The following is a 20919-nucleotide window of genomic DNA, read 5'->3' as shown; positions in this document are numbered from 1 at the left end:
GCCGGAACTGGGGAGCAATGCTCCCCAGTTCGAACCCTAAACCCGAAACGGGAAAGAGGACAAGACAATGACGAAGATTGAAGCCATCATTCAGCCGTCGAAGTTTGATGCAGTCAAAGATGCGCTGCTCGAAATCGGTATTGACGGCATGACCGCATCGGAAGTCCGAGGCCATGGACGACAGAAAGGTCATACCGAGATTTATCGAGGACACGAGTACGAGGTAGATCTCCTGCCAAAGATCAAACTCGAAGTCGTGGTAGAGGACGAACTCCTTGATCGAGCGACGGATACTATCATCGGCGCTGCCGCGACAGGAAGAATTGGTGACGGAAAGATATTTTTCTATAAAATCGACGGAGCGGTGCGCATACGGAACCGGGAGCAGGGAGTCGGCGCCCTCTAGCGTCCACGCAACAACAATTACTGGTGCTCAAGCGACTGGCCGCAACCAAGCTTGGGCCCCTTGGAAGGATTACGACGAATGCCTAAATTCGCCGCGAACCTCTCCAGCCTGTTTACTGAAGCCGCGTTCCTCGAGCGCTTCGGTCTTGCCCGGAGAAATGGATTTGCCGCTGTAGAGTATCTGTTTCCATACGACTATCCCAAAGAACAGCTTGCCGAACGGTTGTGCGAGCACGACCTGCGGCAAGTGCTGTTCAACCTTCCATCCGGCAATTGGGAGGCAGGCGAGCGTGGAATCGCATGTGACCCGCGTCGTGTATCCGAGTTCGAGGAAGGTGTAGCCCTCGGTCTCGAATACGCACTGGCGCTCGATTGCCGGCAGCTAAACTGCATTCCCGGCATCATGCCGCTTGATAGCTGCCCGCTGTCGGTACGCGAGACGCTGGTCAACAACCTGCGCTACGCCGCGAGTGTTTTGAGCGATCACAAGATCAGGCTGGTCATCGAGCCCATCAATGCCTACGATTATCCCGATTACTTCTTGAATCGTTCAGCTCACGCGCTCGCTATTCTGGATGAAGTCGCACATCCCAATCTCTTTCTTTTGTACGACGTCTATCACATGCAAATCATGGAGGGGAATCTCACTCACACGATCGCGAAAAACATCTCTCAGATTTCGCACGTACAGATCGGAGATGTTCCAGGCCGCCATGAGCCCGGCACAGGCGAGATCAATTTTGGCCATCTCTTCCGCCAACTCGATGCGCTCGGGTTTGAAGGCTGGATCGGGTGCCAATACACTCCGCTGCTGAGCACACAACAGAGTTTGGATTGGATGGTCCCATATCGGGCCGAAGCAATTCCCGCCTGACGGCTACTCCGTCCTGAGCGCCTTCATAGGCGAAATCGAAGCCGCGCGTCCCGCGGGTATGATGGCTGCGAAGAACGCGCAGACCGCCAGCGCGCTCGCTGCGACTCCCAGGGCGAACGGGTCCCAAAATGAAACTCCGTACAACTGTGAAGAAATCAGCTTTCCTGCTCCAATCGCCAGCGGCAGTCCGATAATCAGTCCCACCAGCACGCGCTTAAAAGCTCCGCGCAAAACCAGCTCGACCACCTTGGCGCGATCTGCGCCGAGCGCCATGCGCACTCCGATTTCGTTGGTGCGCTGCGCGACCGTGTATGCAGTTACGCCATAAAGTCCAACTGCAGCCAGCAGGAGAGCAACGATTCCAAACAGCCCTGCGAGGCTGGCGGTTGCGCGTTCCTGATCGAACGTGAGGTCTACTTCCTGCTGCATGGTGCGCACGCTGTTGATCGTCAAGTTGGGGTCCACGTCGGCCAGAATCCGCGTAAGCAGCGGCTCGAGCGCGCCGGGAGCCTGATTCGTCTTCAAGAGAATCCCGCCGAGGAAGTGCGACTGCAGTTCAAGGCGCTTCATCAGCGGATCTTTGTAATCGACATTCTGCGCCAGGGGAACGTAGAACATAGGCCGCGGTGGCTGATGAAATCCCCAACCAGCAAAGCGAGCGTCATGAACGATGCCAACGATGCGGAACGTTCCAACATTTTCCGGCATATCGAGACCGAAGTGATGGTCGATTGGATCTTCGTTCTTGTCTTTGAAAAAGCGCTTTACAAAAGCCTCGTTCACAACCGCAACCGGAGCAGTGGTCTCGTTATCTGCGGCGGTAAACATTCGACCGCGAACCAGTGTCATGCCGAGGTTCTGCATATAATCGGCGCTCAAACGGTCCCAGGAAGCGCCCGCTTCTTCATTCAACTTGGGAGCCGGATGTCCTTCCACCAGCACTAACTCGCCCCAGTTGTCGGTGAGCGGGTTGTAGAGCGCCAGCCCGGAGCCTTGCACTCCCGGCAAACGATTCAGGCGAGTTTCAAGGTCGCGATACAGCGCCTGCAGCTTGGGCAGCGTGTAGGTTGCGGGTGGACGATTGAGCGACACCTCGACTCGGTTCGCAATCTGGAACCCGAAATCTTGATGTTCGAGTTTGTTCAAACTACGTCCCAGCATCGTGGCGCCGGCTACAAGGACAACGGAAAGCGTGGCTTGCACGATCAGCAGAGCCTTGCGTGCGAGAGAAGAATGATCGCTGGTGCTGCGACTGGAGCCGCGTAGGGCCTCCGCGGGAGCGGTCCTCGTAGCAAACCATGCCGGCGCTGCGCCGAAGATGATTCCCGTAATGAGAGCGACAATGAACGTAAACGCCAGCACGATCAGTGAAGGCCGTGTGCTGATCGGAAGAAAAGTCGCATCGCTGAATGCCAATCTCAGCAACAGCCGCGCAGCTCCCATCGCTACCACGAGACCTGCGACTCCTCCAATGAGCGCTAGTAAGACGCTTTCGATCAACGCTTGCGTAATCATCTGCCTGCGGGTCGCGCCGACCGCAAGGCGTACAGCGGTTTGGGAGCGCCGAGCAACCGCGCGAGCCAGAAGCAGATTGGCGACATTGGCGCAGGCTATCAGCAGCACCAGCCCGCAGACCGCCAGGAGAATGTTCAGGCTGCGACCATATTCTTCTTTCATCACTGCTACTCCTGCACCGGCCGGTACTACAGCAATGGTCTGGCGCGGTAGCATGCGGATGATGTCCGGCATCCAGTTGGCGGGATAGCCGGAATCGTGCTGCATCCATTGGCGCAGTACGCCTGTGAGCCGGGGAGCCACGCCGTTGATAGTCGCGCCCGGGCGCAATCTTCCGATCACGCGCAGCCATGCGCTGATGGGCTGCTTCAGGATTGAGCCATCCCCTGAAAGTAAGGGTTCCTGCTGTAGAGGTACCCACATATCGGGCGGATCGCTGCGCAGAGTCTCCCCGAAGAATCCCGGCGGAGCTACACCGATCACGGTGAACGGATGACCTTCAACGATGAAGGTTGAACCAACGATGGCTGGATCGCTGCCATAGATTGATTCCCAGAGATGATGGCTGATGACGAGCACGGGAGCGGCTCCAGGGCGGTCGTCATCCTCGGTGAAGACGCGCCCGCCGAGCGCTCCAATTCCCAATGTTGAAAAATAACTTCCAGTCACGTACTCCGAGCGTAGCGGTCGAGCGGCGGTCTCCGCTCCCTGGCGATGCACTCCAAAACGCGAGCCCCCGGCCTGGAACGCGGTAATCGCGTCAAATTCGGGCACCTCGGTTTTCAACCGCTCGTAAAGCGGATAAGAAAACATGCCCCAGCGATCCTGCGGTCCACCTTCCACGCAGCAATCGTCGCCATCGCCAATGCGATAGAGCCGCGCCGGATCGGAGACCGGCAGCGAGCGCAGCATCACGGCATGAATGAGCGTGAAGATTGCAGTCGTGCCACCGATGCCGAGAGCTAGCGTGAGTACCGCCGCTGTGGTGAAAACCGGCGACATGCGGAACTGCCGCACTGTGTAGCGAAGATCGCCTAGCAGGTTTTGCATTCAAGACCTCTGGAGTGAGTACTGGCTGGCGTGCGAAAGGTTACGGAAGCGGGAGAGGCGAACACGAAGGTCGCAAAGGTAAACACAAGAGGTCACAATGAACAATCGCCGTGACCTTGTAGTTGCCTTCGTGACCTTCGTGTTCGCTCTTCCCGGCGTCGTTAATTCACCCGGATACTTCCCGATCCGGAATTAATTTCGAGCAGCGTTCCGCCGCCGTTTACCGTGCCTTCAATGTGGTTGCGCTTCATTGCGCCTTGCATGGTGACCGGATGATGGACCTCCACGTCGCCGGAGTTGCTCTGAGCATTGATGTTGAAGCGAGCATCGGAAGGAAGCCTTACATCCACCGTTCCGGAACCAGTGTGGATGCGCCAGTCAGAAGCCATTTTTCCATCCACTTCAATATCACCGCTGCCGGCGCCCGCCTCGACACCGCCCGACACATTGCGCAGACGAACATTTCCCGATCCGGTCTCAGCGCGAACGGAACCTGATCCGTTCTGCTCGAAGGTGATGTCGCCCGAGCCGGCACGAGCGTCGAATCCACCGGCGATGCCGATCGCCTTGATATTTCCGCTGCCCGTCTGTGTGTAGGCGCGCCCCTGAACGTTGCTGACGTCGAGGTCGCCCGAGCCTGCTTCGACGCGAACTTCAGCACCAATGTTGCTGACGATCACGTTTCCCGATCCGGAATTCGCGCGCACCGGACCGGTGACGTCGGTAATCCGGTCGTCGCCCGAACCATTGTGAGCCTGCACCGACGTGTCTTTGGGAACGGTAACGTCGTAGCTGATCGAGATGTTGTTGCGCAGCGCTTCGTCCTGAATGCGTCCGATGCGAATGCTGTTGCCGTTCTGCTCGATCGGCGGATTCTGTTCGAGTCGCTTCACTTTCTCGTCGGCAGAAAGCGAGCTGCCGCTGAACCAGGAGCTGATTCCCTCACTGACTCTGATGTGACCTTTCACCACGACAGAGCTGGAGTCGCCCTGATGCACGTAGATGTTGCCCGACCCGCTGGTGACATCGAGATCGACGTGACCGGAAACCTTCAGCGTGCGATCGAAGTTGCCTTCCACTGCAGCGAATGCAGCGGAGCTCAGCAGCAACAGCAGCGTAATGACTGTAATTTGTACTCGCTTGTTCATGCTTGCCCTCACGATGACTGCCAGACATTGGACTAATGGGATCAAATTTGGTGAGCCGATTCACGTACGGAACCGCCGCCTGTAGGCGGTGGGTCGGAGATGGCCGAATGGCCAGCTCCGAGCAACACGATGCCGCGCATTCTCGCGGACCGCAGCCGCGAAACACGCGCCTGCCCCACCGGCCACCGCCGGCGGTTCTGTTCGCCTCCGAAACACACCCGATTCAGACCTAAACCATGCGAGTAAGACGGCCGCAGCACTTTTCGATTAACTGCGGAAGCGGAAATCCTGGGAGCTTCTTTCCCCGTCATCTGCTTTGGTATAAGCAACTTGGCGGAAAACTCCTGCTCGACTTCCACGCAGCTCCAACCCATCTTCCTTCAGGGTTACCCTGAGATTTCCACAGGGTTACGCTGAGAAATCCTCAGGGCTACCCTGCCGCGGATGGGTTGCCGACGACCTCGGATGGGTTGCAAACGACGCTTGTGCCAAAACGAAACTTACGACGCACTCCATCGCCTGGCGGCATTCCCGAATTGGTGCAACGCCCATACTTCCGTGCTATCGCGAAATCGGGCGAAAGTCAAGCGAAATCGGAGCGCGTCATTTGCGGAATTTTCGGTGTTCCCCGCATGACTGCACCACACTACTGCAGCACAACCTTGTCGCCCTTACGCAAGCCGCTGAGCAGTTCCGTTTTGGCGCCATTGGAAATTCCCACGGTGACCGCGACTTTGCGCTTGCCGTCCTTACCCTTCGGATCAGGGACTTCGACCTGCGCCTTCTTATCTTTGTCGTAGATGATCGCGTTCTCGGGAACGATGAGCACGTTGTGATCTTCCTTGAGGATGATCTCGGCATTCGCTGTCATTAACGCTTTGAGTTCGCCGCCGGAGTTATCGATGGAGACGCGAACCTGGAAGGTGGTCACGTTGTCTTTCTCCACGCCCATGGGCGCGATCTTCGTCACTTTCCCGTTGAAGGTCTTATCTTTGAATGACTCGACTTTGATCCGCGCCGGCTGCCCGAGGTAGACCTTGCCGATATCGCTCTCGTCCACCTTGCCATCGACATAGACCTGCTTCATGTTGCCGAGCGTCATCACCAAAGTTGCCGACGAGCCGAGTACCAGAATGGAACTGACGGCATCGCCGACTTCCACATCGCGGGAGAGCACCTCGCCATCTATGGGAGCAACTATCGTCGCGTAGTTAAGCTGCTCTTCCGAACGCGCCAGAGATGCTTTGTACTGCGTAACTTGCGCTTGTGCCTGTTTTACTTTTGCTTCATTGATGGTGAGCTGAGCGCGAGCAAGATCGCGTTTGTTGACCGCCATCTCGTAGTTACGCTGCGCGTCGTCCAGAGCGGAAGCGGAAACCACTCCCTGCGAAGCCATGGTCTGCGCTCGTTGATAAGCGCGCTGGAGAGTGGGAACATCGACACCTTCGGCATCGACCTTCGAGCGCTCGACATCAGCTTCAGAGGCCCGCAGATTCGCCTCGGCCGCAGTAAGCTGCGCCTCATCACCGCGAACCTGCGCCTGCAGCTCTTCTTTATCGAGTTCGGCGAGAACCTGGCCGGCTTTCACGCGATCGCCGGCATCGACCAATTCCTTCTTCACGATACCGCTCGCCTTGGACTTCACTTCGACTTTCGTAATCGGCTGGATCTTGCCAGTGGCGACAACGCTTTGGGCCAGATCGCCCTGCTCGATGGTTGCGATCTTGGTGGGATCGATTTTGGTGCTGCTGCTCGTCGCCTTGGTCGCAACGATGGCCACCATCAGTACTACAAACACTGTCGAGCCAATCCACCAAATGCGCCGCTTCTTCTTATTCTTATGATTGCCGTTCGCCACTAAATCCTCCAAATCTCTCCGCTGCCGCCGACCGCCTCGCGTTTGCTAGAGCTTCATACGCCAGCAACCCGCCAAAGGTTCCCAAGGTTCCGCAGTCCAGCCTGTCCCATGACAACAGAAAACGCAATGCACCTTAGACCTGAAAAAGAGGTAAAAGTAAGCGGACCCGGACATTGCGGTGTTTACAGACGACGCATCTAACGAAAAACGCGCGGATGCCTACCAAACTTACTATTGAGCCTAAGTCGAGAATGGTCTTTTCGTCGTACTACGGCGAAATGACTACTACTGACCTGGTGCAGCACATTGCGCGCATCCGCAAGCATCCTGATTTCAATCCCGATTTCGACGAATTGATTGACGCCAGTGGAGTTACGTCATTCGAGGTTCCCTCCTACGACGTGCGCGAACTGGCTTCCCACGACAGTCCCTTTCACGCGCGTGCCAGGCGGGTCCTTGTAGCACCGCAGGATCTGATCTTTGGACTCGGGCGAATGTTTCAAACCTTCGGCAGCGAGCAGCGTCCGCACTTCATTGTGGTGCGCACGCTCGACGAGGCATATCGACGGCTCGGACGCGAGCGCCTTCCGAAAGCGCAGTAACAGAACCGGCGGCGATAGGCGTGGTAGCAAGCAAGCGCCGGTGGTGTGATTCCGGTTGCGCTTCATCTAATCCCGCGGGCTGCCGCTTGTGTTGCGGCTACGCTTCTCAGTTTCCGAAGATTCTCACATCGCTCCGAGCCGGCCATTCGGCCATCTCCGACCCACACCTACCGGCAGCGGTTCTTTTGCCGTGGCCTGCTAGACTAACCACCAATGGCGACCCTGGTGCTCCTCCGCATTCTGGTGGTCGTGTTGCTGGTGGCCCTGAATGCGTTTTTTGTGGCGGCCGAGTTTGCGATCGTCAGCGTTCGTGACACGCGCATCCAGCAATTGATCGACGCCCGACGCACCGGCGCGCGCACCGTCCAGCGCTTGCAGCAGCATCTGGACGACTTCCTGCCTGCGGTCCAATTTGGAGTCACGCTCGCCAGCCTGGCTCTCGGCTGGATCGGCGAGCCTGCGATCGCGCAACTGCTCCTCCGTCCCATTCAGGGACTGCCTCATGCGATGGTTTACGCCCACACTGCGGCGGTCGTAATCGCATTTGTACTGATCACCTACTTCCACGTGATCCTGGGCGAGCTGGTGCCGAAATCGCTCGCCCTGCAGCGGGTGGAGCGGGTCGCCTTATCAGTAGCTGGACCGATGGACGTCTTCATTACCATCTCGCGTCCGCTGCTGCACCTGATGACCAATTCGGCGAACGCCGTTTTGAAACTCTTCGGATCGCGTCTGATGCGCGAAGGCGGCATGCACTCGCCCGAAGAGTTGAAGCTCATTCTCACCTCCAGCCGACGCCTGGGACTGCTCCCTCCATTTCAGGAAGAGATCATGCATCGCACCCTTGATCTCGAGAACATGACGGTGCGCGAGATCCTGGTGCCGCGGCAGAACATGTTTTCCCTTCCCGCCGACATGACGCTGGAAGACGCGATGGCGCGAGTGGTCGAGGACCAGCATTCGCGCATTCCCGTCTACGATCCTAAATTGGGAAAAGAGCACATCGTCGGTGTGCTGTATTCGAAGGATCTGGCGCGATTCATGCACCTGCGCATGTCCACTCGCGAGCGCGGTATTACGAGCGAAATGACTCTGCGTGTCCGTCACGTGATGCGCGATGTGCTGGTTGTGCCTGAGACTAAACCTGTGCTCGACTTGCTGGATGAGTTTCGCCAGCGCAAACGGCATTTGGCGATTGTGGTCGATGAATACGGTTCCACAGTGGGGCTGGTAACCGTGGAAGACGCGCTGGAGCAGATCGTCGGCGAAATCGAAGACGAGTTCGACATCGCCGTACAACCTCGTCTGCTCGAAACCGGAGAGCTGATCCTTGAAGGTGGTGCGAACATTCGCGACCTGGAATCGCACCTTCACATCCGCCTGCCGCGAGATGAAGGCTTTGAGACACTCGGAGGATTCATCATGTGGCGTCTCGGACGTCTGCCGCGCGTGGGAGATTCACTGGAGTTTGAGGCCCGCCGGTACACGGTGATGCAGATGCAGGACCGTCGCGTGCTGCAAGTGAAAGTCGAGGCGCTCGCTCCCGCGAATGTGGCAGCACAGGAAGAACAGCCGTCGCTGTTTCGCGAGACGTAACAGAACCAGCGACGGTAGAGCGGGGTCCCCAGTAAGCGCCGCTTTTGCGATTGCTCGGGTGCTAGGCGGTGGGGCAGCCGTGTCGTTTTCGGCTGCGATTCACGAGGTCCTGAACAGTGTCGTATTGCTCGGAGCTGGCCATGCGGCCACCTCCGACCCACCGGCCAGCACCCCAGCAACCGCAACGGCGGCGATTGCTGGGGACCCCGCGTTACCGCCGCCGGTTCCGTTTATGGTTCGCCTTCTTACATCTCGCCTGCTGTACACCCTGCCAGTCCTCTGGCTGGTGGTTTCGGTGGTCTTCCTGATGATTCACCTTGTGCCCGGCGATCCCATCCAGGCGATGCTCGGCGAAGGCGCTGCGAGCGCGGACTTGCAGGCGGCGCGACATGCTTATGGACTCGATCTGCCTATCGGCGAGCAATATGTTCATTATTGGAACGGCGTGCTGCATGGTCGACTGGGGCAGTCAATTCGTTTGAATCAGGATGTTGGCCGCGTGATCTGGGAGCGGTATCCGTACACATTGCGGCTGACCATTGCAGCGCTCATCGTTGCGCTTGGGTTATCAATTCCCGCGGGAGTGCGCTCGGCCCGACGGCGCGACCGCTGGGATGATCGCGCGTTGAGCGTAGTAAGTCTCTTCGGCTTGTCCTTTCCCAATTTCGCACTCGGACCGATTCTTATTCTATTTTTTGCTATCAAGCTGGGTCTACTTCCGGTTTCCGGCGCGGGCAGGTGGGAGCATCTTATGCTGCCCGCCATCACCATGGGCGGAGCCATGGCCGCGATCCTCACAAGAATGGTGCGGACGGCAATGCTCGAAGAACTAGGTCAGGACTATATCCGTACTGCCCGCGCCAAAGGCTTGAGCGAACGCACGGTTGTGTATAAGCACGCTTTGCGTAACGCGATGATCCCCGTGCTAACGGTTGTCGGACTGCAGTTCGGCGCACTGCTCGCCGGCGCGATCGTGACGGAAACGATCTTCTCCTGGCCAGGTATTGGGAGGCTGACGCTCACTGCGATCAGCACTCGCGACTACTTCCTCGTGCAGGGATGCATTCTGGCAATCGGGCTTACCTACATCGTCGTGAACCTATTCACCGACGTGTTATATGCGGTGGTGAATCCGCGCATTCGGCAATAGAAGTTCGTGATCTCGGGGATCAAGCAAAAGCAGATCCCCCGCGCCGCAAATACTAAGTGATCGAATGAAAGGTTTTCGCGGCGGCGCGAGGGATGACAGTGAATTAAAGAAAATGACAGCAATGAGGAGTCACGCTAGTTGAGCCTTTCGTGAAGCCGAGAAGCTCAGCAGCTTAGGAGCTTAGCAGCTCCTACGCATGCATGTACCCAAGCAACGACAGCACCATCGTGACCACAACCGCGGCGATGAGCACGCGTTCGTTCCAGGAGGAAGCGTTTGTATCGGATTGCGAAGCGGCGAGTTTCATAGTACTGCTCCCGGAGAAGTACATCGGCACCACATCTGATTAACACCAAGGCTGAGAAGTTGCACGCGCACAAAAGTAATTCCAGCCATCATTTAAAGTAATCGTCGGCGATGGCCAACTCCGAATTAATCCGTTCGCTGCCCAAGGCGGAGCTTCATCTTCATCTCGAAGGTACAGTCGAGCCGGAAACGCTCGTCGAACTGAGCCGGCGGCATGATGCTGATCCTTTGACGACGGAGCAGGCCTATCGTTTATACGAGTACGCGGATTTTCATGGATTCATGATGGCTTTTAAGGCCGTCACCCAGCGTCTACTCACCGCCGATGACTTCGAGCTGATCACGTATCGAATGATCGAGCGACTCAAAGCTCAAGGCGTGGTGCATGCCGAGGTGTATCTTTCGGTGGGCGTCGTGCAATGGCGAAAGCAGGAGTTCGAGCCCTTATTTGAAGGAATCGAGCGCGCACGGGAACGCGGAGGGCGTAACTTCGGGGTGTCGGTGCTCTGGATCTTCGACGCCGTCCGCCACTTCGGAGTAGAAGCGGCGAAGCCCGTTTTTGAACTCGCAGTGCGGTACAAGGACCGAAACGTCGTGGGAGTTGGGATCGGCGGCGATGAACGTAAGGGTCCGGCGGAACCCTTTAAAGCGCTCTACCAGTATGCGGACGAGAACGGCTTAAGACGCACCGCGCATGCCGGCGAAACCACCGGACCGGAGTCGATTTGGGCAGCGCTCAACATCGGAGCCGAGCGGCTCGGACACGTGTTGAGTGCTTCGGCGGATGCCGAGCTGATCGAAGAACTCTCGCATCGACAAGTCCCCGTCGAGATTTGCATGACCAGCAACGTACTTACGGGATGCCTGCCTGAGCTTCGTCAACATCCGATCCGGCGCTTGTTCGAGGATGGTCTGCTCGTGACCCTGAATAGTGATGATCCAGCCATGTTCCACACGTCGCTGGTTCGCGAATACGAAATCGCGCAAGATGTATTCGGCTTCACCGATGAGCACGTGCGCGAACTGGCGCGCAACTCGCTCGAAGCCTCGTTCCTCTCAGCAGAGGAGAAAGTCAGGTTGCTGGATCAGTTTGACCAGGCCGCACATTCCTCAACAAGCTGAGCCCCTTCCAACCACTGCCTTCTGTGTGTACTCCGTGCCTCCGTGGTGAAACAAGAAGTGCGCTTACCACGATCCGAGATTCAGATTCGAAATCTCGATCGCGATTCCGCTCTCTTCTCCCAGAGCCTTTTTCTCCACTCTCACCACCGGCCCCTCACATGAGATCTGAACCTCGCTGCCGACGACGGGCACACTGAAATCCAGCTTCATCACAGTTCCGAGTTGAGGGCTGATATCCGCGTAGAAATACGCGCCTCCTGCGCTGACGTCGCGCAGGCTTGCGGGATGGCGAAAAAATCCCAGAGGCAGGCACGAGACCTCGGCCGTGACGGGAAGCTGAACGCGCGAGTAACGGCGAGCTTCGGTTCCGGTTTCCGGCGTCATGCCCGGCCCCGTGGTTGGGAAGAAGGAAACATGGAAATAAGACGGAGGGACGAACCGCACATCATTGTACCTTGGATAGGAATTTATCTATCTATGATAGATGAGTTACTAGATGCAGTAAACTGATAATCGAGTAGCTCTCTTTTCGACTACAATCAGTACGAGTCCCAGGAGGAACGACCCATGCGGCAGGATGCGCGGTCCAGCCAGGCCCGTCTGCGCGCCGCTGCCCGGAGGTTGTTTGCTCAGCGCGGCTACGAAGCGACCTCGATCTCCGATATCATTCGCGCCGCCGGCACCAGCCACTCGCAATTCCTCAAGTACTATTCCGGGAAAGAGGAGCTTCGGCGCGAGATCGTCGAGGAACAATGGGCGGAATTGACGAGAGCCGTGGTCCTCGCCATGACCAGCCTGCCGTCAGCCTCCGGCAAACTCCGGCTTGCGCTCAACATGCTGGTCAACTTTCTCGACCAGGATCCCGAGTTCCGCGCCATTCTGCTGTTGGAGCAGACCGCCGTTCACGAGAACGGCAAAGTTGTTATCAGCAACCAATTTCTGGAATTTATCGCTGTGCTCGACGACATCATCGTCGAGATGAAGACAGTCGGCGAAATGAAGGATGGCGTCGATCCTCAGGCGCTGCGCTCAGCCTTGATGGGATCGATCGAGGGAATGATGCGCGATCAGATGCTTGCAGCTTTCGAGTTTCCCGCGCGCTACTCCGTCGAGCAGGTACGCGCGACAGTGTCGTTCCTGATTGAGGCTGCATGTGACGTGCAACGTCCGTCGTCAGAGGCGCTTCCTGCTGCTCTCGGCGAAGCTGCTCCTGGTTCAGAGGATGATTGGATTCGGTATTACCTGAAGCTGGCCGATAAAGTATTGGTCCAGTAAACGCAGGAACGGCGAACACGAAGGTCACGACGGGAACACAAGAGGTCACAAAGAAATCTCTGCGACCTCTTTTGTTGTCTTCGTGACCTTCGTGTTCGCCGTTCCAGGGTCCGATTGCCGAGAGTCGCTCCCGAGTCGTATCTTGGATGGCAGGTGTCTATTCCGACAGAATGACTATCTTCCAGGCGAAGGAATATGATCCGTCGGTCGATAAGCGCCGACGGCTTTATTGGATTGCAGGGCTGATTGCTGCGATTATCGTCGCGCTCCTCGTTTATCACTTCTGGGATTGGCGCGAGGAGCATACCATCAACAAGTTCCTCACCGCTGTCGAGCACAAGGACTTCGAAAAAGCCTACGCAATCTGGAACGCTGATCCGAACTGGAAACAGCATCCGCAGAAATATTCCGGGTACAACTTTGGGACGTTTGAGCTCGATTGGGGTCCCACAGGCGAGTATGGCGAAATTCGCACGCACCGCATTCGCCAAGCCATCACGCCGAAGAATTCCAGCGGAGTGGTTGTCGTTTCCGTGATCAACGATCGTAGAGAACCGCTGGCGCTCTGGGTGGAGAAGAAGGACCAGAGCATCTCGTTCCTGCCACCGACGCTCAATATCAGAATCGAGCCGTAGAGCTATCCGGCACATTACCTATTCGGTTTAGTGCCTTTATGGACGAAGTGGACTTCATGGACAGAGTGGACTTGTCCATGAAGTCCACTCTGTCCACTGGGGCATCGAAGTTCGTAGGCGATTGCTCACGCAAAAACGCTTACTTCCGCTGCATCGGAATCGGCCGCGAAATCGGCGTTGGATGCGGATGCGCGTGCTCGCCGCCGGAGCCGTTCGGGCCGGCAGCGGCTGCAGCAGCTTTTTCGTTCGCGCTGGTCAGGCCAACTGCCTTGCGAACCTCAGCTTCGATCTTGACGGCAATGTCCTTGTTTTCTTTCAGGAAGGCCTTCGCGTTCTCGCGACCCTGGCCGATCCGCTCATTCTTATAGCTGAACCACGAACCTGATTTCTCGACGATATTGTGGTTCGCCGCCAGGTCGAGCATGTCACCTTCGCGCGAGATGCCTTCGCCGTACATGATGTCGAACTCAGCCTCACGGAACGGCGCGGCAACTTTGTTCTTTACCACTTTGACCTTGGTGCGCGAACCCATGACCATGTCGCCTTCCTTGATGGCGGCGATGCGGCGGATATCGACGCGGACCGAAGAGTAGAACTTCAAGGCTCGTCCGCCGGTGGTCGTTTCAGGATTGCCGAACATCACGCCGATTTTTTCGCGAATCTGGTTGATGAAGATGAGGCAGGTGCGCGACTTCGAGACCGTTCCGGTCAGTTTACGCAAGGCCTGCGACATGAGTCGCGCCTGCAGACCGACATGGCTGTCGCCCATCTCGCCATCGAGTTCCGCCTTGGGAACGAGCGCGGCGACCGAGTCAACGACGAGCACGTCGATGGCGCCGGAGCGAACCAGCGCCTCGGTGATTTCGAGCGCCTGCTCGCCGTAGTCAGGCTGCGAGACCAGCAGGTTATCGACGTCGACGCCCAGCTTCTTCGCGTACACCGGATCGAGCGCGTGCTCGGCATCGACGAACGCCGCCATGCCCCCGGCCTTCTGCGCCTCCGCGATTACCTGCAGTGTGATCGTGGTCTTGCCGGACGACTCAGGACCGAAAACTTCGATAACGCGTCCACGGGGAAAGCCGCCGACACCGAGTGCCGCGTCGAAGGAAATGGCGCCGGTGGAGATGACCGAAATCGGCACAATGGCTTCCTTCGATCCCAGCCGCATGATCGATCCCTTGCCAAACTGCTTTTCAATTTGTGATAGCGCCAGATCGATCGCGCGTGCCTTCTCGTCTGCCATGTGCTTCTCCTGAGTTGTGTGGATTGATTACGAGAGCGCCATTATAAGCCGAGCGTGTTCTCTGAGAATCAATGCGCTGATTGTAGAGAATAAAAAGCGAATCGTCAATGGAAATCTGCCGAGGAAAGGCGAACACGAAGGCCACGGAGGTAAACTCCATGAGGTCACGAAGATCTCTCCGTGACCTTCTCTTTGCCATCGTGACCTCAGTGTTCGCCCTTCCCCCGTTTTCAACGCTTCAACAGGTCCACCGGCTCGCGAACATCGTGCACGCGGAAGTGCTTCGCCAACGATGGATGTTTTCGCGCCGCCGCTTCATACATGGCGAAAGCCACTTCACGGTATGAGCGATGTCCCGCTGGCGTAGTGCGCAATTCGGCGATGTATAGCACCTCAGCAAAATCCATTTTGAACAGCGTGCGTTTCTTGTATGCGAGCGGCAGGACGTACTGCGCGTTCTGTTCCGCATTCGCATCGTGAGACACCGCGAACTGATCATGGCGGTCGGAAGCGAAGAGCATCGTCTTGTCGTAACGATCCCGAAGTCCAGCTGCAGCAAGCTCTTCTGGAGTGTCATATCCGTGAAGGTTCGTGAATTCCTGCTCGATCTGGATACAGCGGCGGTGGCGGTGCATGTCGCGGAATCCGCCGATGTCCATCAGGATGTCGAAACGAAACGCCTGGCCGGCTGCGAATGGACGCAGCAGCTCGTCGTGCTTGCCGCGATGGCGTAGCCCTATGTCGATAATCTCATCGCGACGCGCCGCAGAAAGCGACTCCACACGCTCGCGAATCTGGCGATAGCTGTAGTGACCAGCGCCGTACAGAAGCGTCGTCGCAAGCTCGATTTCTAGCGGTTCGTCTTCGAGGAGATCAACGACGAAATGATCTTCCGTCCGCTTTTCACGAATGGCGGTGTTCGGCCCCATCAACTCATCGAGCGCCTGCTTCAGCTCGCAACGAGTTTCCATGTCGTAGCGATTCGCCTCGGCGTACTTCACCAGCGTTGGAGCGGTCTTTACCTCCTTCAGCAGCACGTCACGTGCACGAGTAGCAAGGTCGGGATTTACTGCGGCAATCTCGTCGATCAGCTTGCGATACGTAGGCTCGTTTATGTTCCATGCCGCCGATCGTGCTGCCTGGCGTAAAGCTTCGCCCAATTGACGGACTTCGCCGTGGGTGTGCGAGAGCAACCGCGAGATCTGCGTCTCCAGCGTGCGCGCGTTCACGATCTGTCCGAGCGAGGTGTTCGTCGCAAGCGGAAGCAGATAGCGCGAGATGTCGAAGGCGCGAGCGCGGAGCGTGCGCTGATACGCTTCTTGCATCATGTCAGCCGGCTTCGCCACTTGAGTCGCTAGATAGCGCGACATCTCGTCGGAGAAATACTCGTACTCGGAAAACAGGAACTGCAGAGTTTCGACGCAGAGCTTGCGGTCGTCGTCGCTGGCGAATTCGGGAACGTAGAAGCCGCTCTTCTTGAAGTTCTGATAGCGAGTCGAACGCTCTTGCCCGTCCCATCGCTGCTCATCGACAAGCGCGATCGCCGCCAGAATCGAAAGCCGCTCGATGGCGAGAGGAATATGTGCGAGATCGGCGATTGAGCGATGGCCGTACTGGAAATAAAAAGTGTTCAGGAACTGCTCGGCTTTTTGCTCGCTGATCTCCTTCAGCGACTCCTTCATCGACAGCGCCGACCGCGAGTACTTGGCCATGGCGTAGGCCTGTACTTCGGGTTCGACGCCATGCACGGCAAAAACTTCGGTCGATTGCTTCGAATCTGCTGTAAGGGAGGGCTTGCTTCCGTTGGACTCTGACATCGGAAGGTCAGCATAACTTTGTTCTGAGCGAACGGCAACCGGGGAAAAGCGAACACGAAGGTCACTAAGGAAACGGAAGAGGTCACAAAGATTTCTCCGTGACCTTGTTGTTGCCTTTGTGACCTTCGTGTTCACCTTGCTCTGGCTTGTGCTTTACTCATTCGGTGGAGGTCCTCTCGCAAACCGCGCATCGCCCCTGGCCGTTGCCGAATCTTCCGTGGGTGATGGTCCAACGCTGGCACGATTTGCTCTTTGCACACTGGCCGGTGCCGCCAGAAAAAATTCGTCCCTTGGTTCCGCGTGAGCTTGAGTTGGACACCTTCGAAGACAAAGCCTGGGTGGGAGTGATTCCCTTCTGGATGAGCGGTGTCCGGTTTCGTGGAATTCCATCGATCCCGACCGCGTCCACGTTTCCGGAGCTGAATGTCCGCACCTACGTGTGCGCACCGCAGCAACCGAACAAACCAGGCGTTTACTTCTTCAGCCTCGACGCCGCGAGCGTGCTGGCCGTGCTGGGAGCGAGAGCGGGAGCTGGACTCCCATATTTCTGGGCAGAGATGAAAGCCGAGTCTGCTGGCGATGAAATCAGATACCGCAGCATTCGCCGCCAGAGTCCTCGCGGCGCCGATCTGCTGGCGCGCTACCGTCCGACCGGCCCGGCGTGCACAACGAAGACTGCTGTGGAAAACTTCGTGACCGAGCGATATTGCCTCTATGTAGTCCGCTCAGGAGTAGTGCACCGCATTCAAATTCATCATCTACCCTGGCCGCTGCAGCCGGCCGAGGCGGAGTTCGAGAAGAACACCATGGCTGCGGCGCACGGAATCCAACTACCGCCAGCGAAGCCGATCCTGCAGTTCTCAAAATTTCTAGAGGTCTACATCTTCGCGCCGGAGCGGATTGGTTAGCGGATTTGCTCCTGGCGGCTGTTCCTGCCGCGGTTCAGCCTGTTGGTGGCGAGGAGTGAACAGGAAGCTCAGCGAAATCCCACCCAGCAGCAACCACGAAACGTTCGCCCGCGCATCGGGGCTCGCGATGTGGAACGATCCTTCCGGCGAGTAGACGAAATACGCAAACAGAAAAGCTGAAACGATGCTGCCGAGAACTCCGGTAGCTACTCCGAAGCGTGCTGCTACGGCGAGTACAACTGCAAGACAAATAAGGGGAAGCGCGAATTCAAGGCGCGTCTGATTAAAGACCAACGCCAAAACCAGAGCGACAGACGCGCAGAGCAGGGTACCTATAGCGGTGTCGAGGAGCCGGAGCAATCGATTGGAGCGTCCTCGAAACCGCATGCATACTTAGAATGCCAAAACCGAGAGTAGTGTTGGGAAAAATCGAGAGCTGCTCGATGTGGAAATTTTGTAGCTGCAACAGTTTGGGCGTCGTTGAGGCAGTCATCACTCGCTACTCGGCACTCGGCATTCAGCATTCAGCAACCCATGTTCCTCCCGTTGCACCAGTCCGCTCATACGATGGCAAGACAAGTTTGGACTTCGTTGGGGTGTGCTGGGTACTGAGTGCTGATTGCTGACTGCTGAATGCTAAGCCGCCAGCCTAGTACTCCGGCGGTGGTGCTCCCTCCATCATGTTCTCGAACCTGGTCGAGTTCTTGAGGAATGCCAGCTTGACGCTTCCCGTCGGCCCATTGCGCTGTTTGGCAATGATGATCTCGGCTACTCCCTCGACCTCAGGCGGGACTTCGTCTTTGCGCATGTAGTACTCCTCGCGGAAGATGAAGGCGACCACGTCGGCGTCCTGCTCGATCGATCCTGATTCGCGCAGGTCGGAGAGTTGCGGACGCTGCTCTCCTTTTCCTCTGCTCTCAGGAGCGCGGCTCAGCTGGGAGAGCGCGATTACCGGCACTCGCAATTCTTTTGCGAGCGCCTTTAGACCGCGCGACACCGCCGAGACCTCCTGCGTGCGATTCTCGTAGCGCTTGCCTCCTCCTCCGCTCATGAGCTGGAGATAATCGACAACGATCAGATCGAGTTTGCCGTTCTGCTGCATGAGCCTTCTCGATTTGGCGCGCATTTCGGTGAGCGAGATTCCCGGCGTGTCGTCGATAAAAATTTTGGCTTCGGCGAGCGAGTTGAGCGCCGAGACGAGCTTCTGTCGATCCTCGCGGCTCAGAAATCCGGTGCGCAGCTTGTGTGAATCGACGTGTGCCTGCGACGAGAGCATGCGCAGCACGAGAGCTTCGCGCGACATTTCCAGCGAGAAGACGCCGACAACTTTTCCGCCGCGCACGGCAGCATTCTCGGCGATGTTGATCGCGAATGCTGTTTTTCCCATTGAGGGACGCGCGGCGATGATGATCAAGTCGGAAGGCTGCAGGCCGCTGGTCATCTCGTCCAGTTTTTCGTAGTAGGTCTCGAGGCCGGTAATGCGCTGGCCGCGCTCGTACAGCGCGTCGACGCTGCCGAATGATTGCTTGACGATCTCGGGAATTCCAAGAAAGCCCTGGCCGATGCGATTTTCGGAGATCTGAAAGATCGCCGACTCCGCCGCGTCGATGATCTCTTCCGCCGGGTCGGCCTGATCGGCAGCGCGCGACATCGCTGCGCTGCACGCGCTGATGAGCGCGCGCAGCAGAGCCTTGTCGCGAACGATGCGAACGTACTGCGCGATGCTTGGTCGTCGCGGCAGTCCATCGGTGAGCGAAGAGATGTACGCAACGCCGCCGACTGACTCGACTTCTTTCTTCTTCGAAAGCTCTTCGGTGAGCGTGATGATGTCCACCGGGCGCCCGGTTTCCATCAGATCCATCACGCGCTGGAAGAGACGGCGATGAGAATCGAGATAGAAGTCGTCGGATTTGAGCGTCTCCGCCGCTTCGTTGTATGCCAGGTTGTCGAGAAGAATGGCGCCGAGAATCGAGCGTTCCGCCTCAATGCTCGCCGGCATGCCGCGTTCGAGATTTAGGTCTGCAGTAGCCAAGGTCCCAGCAGCGGATTGTAAGCGGAGAAATTCCAGTTTCATCTCTCGCTGCCGAGGTACTCCTGTGAGTACCTTGTGAATAAAAAAGTTTTTTGTGGGAATTGTTGGACAGCGTCAGAGGATGTGCACGCAATCATGTGCGTATCCAGCTTCGCCATGTTTTACGACTCGATGCTCTTTAAGAGTTGTCATCCTCAAGCGCTTCTGTTGCGCGAAGGATCTCCGGCGACATTTCGGACTTAATCGGCGTCTGGAAGGCTCCTTCACGATGCACTCTGCCGTTTCGGGTTGAGAGCCGAGAAAGTGCACTTCAGTCCGAAGCATCGCCGGAGATCCTTCGCGCAACAGAAGCGCTTCAGGATGACAGGCCTTAAGAGGGTCCGAAATCACACCAGCATTCCGCCTTAATGCGCCAAAGCCGAAGCCGCTTTTCAGCACTTCTCGCATACCCAGCACCTTGTGCTGGGCTCTCACATGTCGCCCCTCCGGGGCTGAGTAGTAGCTAGCAGCTAGTAGCTGGTAGCTAGTAGCTGCTTCTAATACTTCCTCAACACTCCAATCACTCTTCCCTGAATCTGCACCGCGTTTGCTGCGACCATGATCGGCGCCATCGTCGCATTCGCCGGCTGCAGGCGCACTTTCGGGCCTTCGCGATAAAAGCGCTTCAGCGTTGTCTCGCTGCCATCAACAAGAGCGACAACGATCTCGCCATCGCGCGCGTTCTTGGCTTTCTCGACCATCACGTAATCGCCGTCAACGATGTGCTCGTCCTGCATCGAGTCGCCACGGACTTCGAGCACGAAAACTTCCTTCGATCGCGTGATGTCTTCGAGAGCAATCGTCTCCGGATTCTCGTAGGTTTCTACCGGACGACCGGCGGCGATGCGTCCCACCAGAGGCAGGCGCAGCATCTCGGCCGGCTTCGGACGCGCGCGCGGAATCCCTTTCACCGGCAGCAGATCGATCGAGCGGCTGCGGTTGTAGTCGCGCTTGAGCAGGCCTTTACGCTCGAGATTGGTGATGTGCTTGTGCACGGTCGCAAGCGAGCGCAGGCCCATGCCCGAACCGATCTCCTCGAAGGAAGGCGAGTAGCCTTTAGTGGCTACAAAGTTGGCAAGGAAATCGTAGATCTGTCGCTGACGTTTGGTGAGAGCCATACGCGTTATATTCTCCGAATAAAAGGCGAATTTGTCAACGGAATTTGTGCAAAGCGAGTATCTGGAGAATCTAAGCCATTAGCTTGATTGCTGATTTCGTGATTTCGCGATTTCGTGATTTCAAATCGCTGAAAGCCAATCGCGAAATCGCGAAATCACGAAATGATCCGGCTCAGGTTCGTTCGATCATCCGTTAACCGCCGCTCATCCCTACGACTCCGGAATT

At 57.2% G+C, this 20919-nt stretch carries 18 protein-coding genes; 9 read left to right on the top strand and 9 right to left on the bottom strand.

The features are described 5' to 3' along the window. Positions 1–67: 67 nt before the first annotated feature. Both VFU50_18980 and otnI read left to right on the top strand, forming a co-directional pair. Positions 68–406, top strand: a complete 339-nt coding sequence (locus VFU50_18980; GenBank protein HEU5234948.1) for a P-II family nitrogen regulator — start codon at positions 68–70, stop codon at positions 404–406. A 78-nt stretch (positions 407–484) separates the two neighbouring features. Next, positions 485–1279, top strand: a complete 795-nt coding sequence (gene otnI / locus VFU50_18975; GenBank protein HEU5234947.1) for a 2-oxo-tetronate isomerase — start codon at positions 485–487, stop codon at positions 1277–1279. 3 nt (positions 1280–1282) lie between these two features. Here otnI and VFU50_18970 read toward each other — a convergent pair whose 3' ends face one another. The 3 genes from VFU50_18970 to VFU50_18960 form a co-directional block, all read right to left on the bottom strand. After that, positions 1283–3844, bottom strand: a complete 2562-nt coding sequence (locus VFU50_18970) for an ABC transporter permease (protein HEU5234946.1) — start codon at positions 3842–3844, stop codon at positions 1283–1285. 161 nt (positions 3845–4005) lie between these two features. Further along, on the bottom strand, positions 4006–4992 hold the full coding sequence (locus tag VFU50_18965; protein ID HEU5234945.1) for a DUF4097 family beta strand repeat-containing protein: 987 nt from the start codon (positions 4990–4992) through the stop codon (positions 4006–4008). Positions 4993–5638: 646 nt separating this feature from the next. Beyond that, the gene (locus VFU50_18960; protein ID HEU5234944.1) at positions 5639–6850 is read right to left on the bottom strand and encodes an efflux RND transporter periplasmic adaptor subunit; all 1212 of its coding nucleotides are present in this window, start codon (positions 6848–6850) and stop codon (positions 5639–5641) included. A gap of 278 nt (positions 6851–7128) precedes the next feature. On the opposite strand from VFU50_18960, the gene VFU50_18955 reads away from it, so the two are divergent. The 4 genes from VFU50_18955 (at position 7129) to add (ending at position 11626) form a co-directional block, all read left to right on the top strand. Next, positions 7129–7452 (top strand): hypothetical protein, encoded by a 324-nt coding sequence (locus tag VFU50_18955; protein ID HEU5234943.1) that lies wholly within the window; start codon positions 7129–7131, stop codon positions 7450–7452. A gap of 213 nt (positions 7453–7665) precedes the next feature. After that, positions 7666–9048, top strand: coding sequence for a hemolysin family protein (locus tag VFU50_18950; GenBank protein HEU5234942.1), 1383 nt, complete (start codon positions 7666–7668; stop codon positions 9046–9048). Positions 9049–9127: 79 nt separating this feature from the next. After that, positions 9128–10198 (top strand): ABC transporter permease, encoded by a 1071-nt coding sequence (locus VFU50_18945; protein ID HEU5234941.1) that lies wholly within the window; start codon positions 9128–9130, stop codon positions 10196–10198. 417 nt (positions 10199–10615) lie between these two features. Beyond that, positions 10616–11626, top strand: a complete 1011-nt coding sequence (add, locus tag VFU50_18940) for an adenosine deaminase (GenBank protein ID HEU5234940.1) — start codon at positions 10616–10618, stop codon at positions 11624–11626. 63 nt (positions 11627–11689) lie between these two features. On the opposite strand, the gene VFU50_18935 is transcribed toward add, so the two are convergent. Beyond that, entirely contained in the window at positions 11690–12010 is a 321-nt protein-coding gene (locus VFU50_18935) for a PilZ domain-containing protein (protein HEU5234939.1), read from the bottom strand. A 183-nt stretch (positions 12011–12193) separates the two neighbouring features. Here VFU50_18935 and VFU50_18930 point away from each other — a divergent pair, with 183 nt between their 5' ends. Together VFU50_18930 and VFU50_18925 are read left to right on the top strand one after the other, a co-directional pair. Then, complete coding sequence (locus VFU50_18930; protein ID HEU5234938.1) at positions 12194–12901, top strand: TetR/AcrR family transcriptional regulator; 708 nt, start codon at positions 12194–12196, stop codon at positions 12899–12901. A 170-nt stretch (positions 12902–13071) separates the two neighbouring features. Beyond that, positions 13072–13536, top strand: a complete 465-nt coding sequence (locus VFU50_18925) for a hypothetical protein (GenBank protein HEU5234937.1) — start codon at positions 13072–13074, stop codon at positions 13534–13536. Positions 13537–13675: 139 nt separating this feature from the next. On the opposite strand, the gene recA is transcribed toward VFU50_18925, so the two are convergent. Further along, on the bottom strand, positions 13676–14779 hold the full coding sequence (recA, locus tag VFU50_18920) for a recombinase RecA (GenBank protein ID HEU5234936.1): 1104 nt from the start codon (positions 14777–14779) through the stop codon (positions 13676–13678). A 230-nt stretch (positions 14780–15009) separates the two neighbouring features. Continuing rightward, positions 15010–16596 (bottom strand): FAD-dependent thymidylate synthase, encoded by a 1587-nt coding sequence (locus VFU50_18915; GenBank protein ID HEU5234935.1) that lies wholly within the window; start codon positions 16594–16596, stop codon positions 15010–15012. Between the two features lie 164 nt (positions 16597–16760). Here VFU50_18915 and VFU50_18910 point away from each other — a divergent pair, with 164 nt between their 5' ends. Further along, positions 16761–17504: a DUF2071 domain-containing protein gene (locus VFU50_18910; GenBank protein ID HEU5234934.1), complete on the top strand. Its 744-nt coding sequence runs from the start codon at positions 16761–16763 to the stop codon at positions 17502–17504. Here the strand turns inward: VFU50_18910 and VFU50_18905 are convergent. From VFU50_18905 to lexA, 3 genes are all read right to left on the bottom strand, one after another. Further along, a complete protein-coding gene (locus VFU50_18905; protein HEU5234933.1) occupies positions 17466–17864 on the bottom strand; it encodes a DUF4118 domain-containing protein in 399 nt (132 codons plus the stop codon). The two genes, VFU50_18910 and VFU50_18905, sit on opposite strands and share 39 nt — an antisense overlap. Positions 17865–18153: 289 nt before the next feature. Next, on the bottom strand, positions 18154–19536 hold the full coding sequence (dnaB, locus tag VFU50_18900) for a replicative DNA helicase (protein ID HEU5234932.1): 1383 nt from the start codon (positions 19534–19536) through the stop codon (positions 18154–18156). Between the two features lie 536 nt (positions 19537–20072). Beyond that, positions 20073–20693, bottom strand: coding sequence for a transcriptional repressor LexA (gene lexA / locus VFU50_18895; protein HEU5234931.1), 621 nt, complete (start codon positions 20691–20693; stop codon positions 20073–20075). Positions 20694–20919: the final 226 nt, after the last annotated feature.

The sequence above is a fragment of the Terriglobales bacterium genome (assembly GCA_035764005.1).
Taxonomy (GTDB): domain Bacteria; phylum Acidobacteriota; class Terriglobia; order Terriglobales; family Acidobacteriaceae; genus Gp1-AA112.
This window is presented reverse-complemented; position numbering and strand designations above follow the sequence as displayed.